This window comes from Nocardia sp. NPDC051756, from assembly GCF_040681495.1.
Classification (GTDB): domain Bacteria; phylum Actinomycetota; class Actinomycetes; order Mycobacteriales; family Mycobacteriaceae; genus Nocardia.
In genome coordinates this window covers 1-1,941 of the sequence record NZ_JBFAYV010000037.1, presented here as the reverse complement: position 1 = coordinate 1,941, position 1,941 = coordinate 1, and the positions used below count along the sequence as shown (strand labels likewise).

Annotated in this window: 2 protein-coding genes; one reads left to right on the top strand and one right to left on the bottom strand. The window is 65.8% G+C overall.

The features are described from left to right. Positions 1-142: 142 nt before the first annotated feature. The gene (locus tag AB0M22_RS45635) at positions 143-1,183 is read right to left on the bottom strand and encodes an epoxide hydrolase family protein (RefSeq protein WP_364740326.1); all 1,041 of its coding nucleotides are present in this window, start codon (positions 1,181-1,183) and stop codon (positions 143-145) included. Positions 1,184-1,220: 37 nt separating this feature from the next. Here AB0M22_RS45635 and AB0M22_RS45630 point away from each other — a divergent pair, with 37 nt between their 5' ends. Continuing rightward, a complete protein-coding gene (locus AB0M22_RS45630) occupies positions 1,221-1,781 on the top strand; it encodes a helix-turn-helix domain-containing protein (RefSeq protein WP_364740323.1) in 561 nt (186 codons plus the stop codon). The last annotated feature ends 160 nt before the right edge of the window (positions 1,782-1,941 follow it).

Sequence of the window (1,941 nt, the reverse complement as noted above, 5' to 3'; positions counted from 1 at the left end):
CTCTCCTGCGGGGAGTACCTAAACACGCGGGACGTCGTTCTTCCCGACTACACATAATCGGAACCACCAATTGGTCACCCGCGGTTAACCATTGACCGGCGACGGCGCGTGACTGGTGTTCACCGAATACGCGCGCTTTGTGTCAGCAGCCGAGCGCGAGCGCGCGGCGTAGGTCGGCGACGTAGGCCGCGGGCTGTTCCCAGGCCGAAAAGTGGCCGCCAGCAGAATGTTCCACGTACTCGCGGATGTTCAGGAACGCTTCGGCGTAGCTTCGCGGCTCGGGTTTGATGTCGCGCGGGAATACGGAGAGCACGGTCGGCGTATCGATCCGGCCGGGAAGTGCGGCAGGTTCGGCGTAGGTGGCGAACGAGGTGCCGATCGTTCCGGTCACCCAGTAGGCAGAGACCCAAGTCAGTAGCTCATCGTTCGTGAAAGCCGCATCGTCGGACCAGGATTCGAGTTTCTCGATGATCCAGGCCGCGAGACCGGCGGGCGAGTCGCCGAGGGCGACGGCGAGGGTGTTCGGCCGCGTCGACTGCTCGGCGATGTAGCCGCCCTCGGTCCGAAACCACTGCGCCGAACGGTCGAGGTAGGCGATCGCGTCGGGTGCGAGTTTTGCCCGGTCCGCGGTGAGCGCGCGCAACGGGGCGACGTTCGTGAGGTGCAGCGCGGCGAGCCGGTTAGGGTGTTGCGCCGCAAGAATTTCCGCGACCGTGCCGCCAACGTCACCGCCGGACACCGTGTATCGCGAATAGCCGAGCCGATCCAGAGCGTCTGCGACGATCTCCGCGATTCGATTGACCGACATGCCGGGAGCGGTGAGCGGGGCCGCGAATGGGAAGCCCGGCAGCGCGGGCACGACCACGTGCAGGTCCGCGAGTAATGGCAGCACCCGCTCGAACCGCAATACCGAATCCGGCCAGCCGTGCAGCAGGGCGACGACCGGAGCGTCCGGATTCGCCGCCCGCTGGTGAATCACGCGAAGTTCGGTGTCGCCCGCTTGCGCTGTCACCCAAGGGAACCCGGCGATGCGGCGCTCGTGCATACCCCAGTCGTACCCGTTTGCCCAGCGTTCGAGAAGTTCGTCGAATCGGCCGCCGGTGATGCCGCGCGTCCGGTCGTCCTGCCATGGACTCGCAACGCGCCGCGTCCACTGGAGTCGTTCCCGTAGGTTCTCGATCATGTGTATCACCGTACACACGATGTGTATGCTCGTACACATGAGTTTGCGCAATGCGGCCGCCACCCGACAACGGATCCTGGAGCACGCACAACGCCAGTTCGCCAAGCACGGGTACGCGGCGATCACGGTCAAGGGAGTGGCCGACGCGGCCGGCGTCTCGCCCAACCTCATCACCCGCTATTTCGGCGGCAAGGAAGGCCTTTTCCTGGCCGCGACCGAGGTGGAGATCCCGGTCTCGGACTCCTTCGACGGCGATCGCTCCGCGCTCGGTGCGCGCCTCGCGGCGAGCATCGTCCAACGCTGGTTCGGTGCGCCCGTGGAAGATCCGCTGCTCGTGCTGCAACGCGCGTCGGGTGAACGCCCGGCGGCGGCGGAGGCGCTGGCCGCCTTCCTCGACTCGAATTCATTGGAGCCGCTGCATCGCTACCTGCGCGACAGCGGCCTGGACGATGCGGACGCCCGTAACCGCGCCGCGGCGATCGATGCCTTCGTGCTCGGCGTCTCCACCCGCCGCCGAGTCTTGCGTGCCGAACTCGGCGACCCTGCCGAGCTGGAATCCTGGCTGAGCGTCACCATCCAGCGCCTCGCCGACGGGTGATGCGCGACAGTCGGATTCGCGTGCCGTCCATCTCGTAAACCCGATATTCGCTTTGGCGCGGAGATTCGGTGAACGGAGGGTGTACTGATCCGTTGGCAATTCCCCGCGTCATGCGCCGACACGAATGGATGCTGCTAGAAACTCACTGCGACGCAATGGA